The sequence below is a fragment of the Roseateles sp. P5_E11 genome (genome assembly GCF_054049355.1).
In genome coordinates this window covers 1-807 of sequence record NZ_JBFUMO010001125.1, presented here as the reverse complement: position 1 = coordinate 807, position 807 = coordinate 1, and the positions used below count along the sequence as shown (strand labels likewise).

Here is an 807-nt window from a genome sequence, read left to right as displayed (position 1 = left end):
ATCCGAAGCCCTTGGCATCGTTGAACCACTTGACTTTGCCCAGTGCCATCATCTTGTCTCCATTCTTTGTGGCACCTCCTGGGGAGGCGGAGGCAGATTCTGGTAGCGCAATAAAAAGCGTCAATTCGGGACCTTCCCGGCCGGGTTCACCCTCAGAACCTTCCGCCCTGCGCTTGCAATTTCCAGGAGCGTCGCCAACTGCCCGCGGTCGGCGAGGGGAAGCCCCCGTCGATAGAATCCCGACATGCCTGTGCTCCCCGTCTTTTCACCGCGAAACCAGTCGCCCCCGCCCCCGCCCGCGCCCCCTCTGAAGCCGGGCAAGGACGAAGGCGAGGGCGCGGTCGTCGTCGAGCGGCAGACCCAGAAAACCGAGCCCCCCCGGCTCTACCAGGTCCTGCTGTTGAACGACGATTTCACGCCGATGGAGTTTGTTGTCATGGTTCTGCAGGAATTTTTCCGGCATGACCTCGATACGGCGACGCAGATCATGCTCAAAATCCACCACGAGGGTCGCGGGGTCTGCGGTGTGTTCACCAAGGACGTCGCCGCGACCAAGGTGGAGTTGGTTCTGGCCGCCTCACGGCGTGCCGGCCACCCCCTGCAGTGCATTATGGAGGCCGCATGATTGCGCAAGAGCTTGAAGTCAGTTTGCACATGGCGTTCGTCGAAGCACGCCAGCAGCGGCACGAATTCATCACCGTCGAGCACCTGCTGCTCGCTTTGCTCGACAACCCCAGCGCCGCGGAGGTGCTGCGCGCCTGCGCGGCCAACCTGGACGACCTGCGAAAGAGCCTGACGCAGTTCATC

General features: G+C 62.3%; 2 protein-coding genes. Both read left to right on the top strand.

Translation table 11 applies throughout. The annotated features are described in order from the left end of the window. Nucleotides 1–244: 244 nt before the first annotated feature. Entirely contained in the window at nt 245–625 is a 381-nt protein-coding gene (gene clpS, locus ACXJKR_RS33845) for an ATP-dependent Clp protease adapter ClpS (RefSeq protein ID WP_056197758.1), read from the top strand. Then, nucleotides 622–807: Clp protease N-terminal domain-containing protein (locus ACXJKR_RS33840; protein ID WP_457326591.1), on the top strand; the 186-nt coding region annotated here is incomplete at its 3' end. The genes clpS and ACXJKR_RS33840, both read left to right, overlap by 4 nt.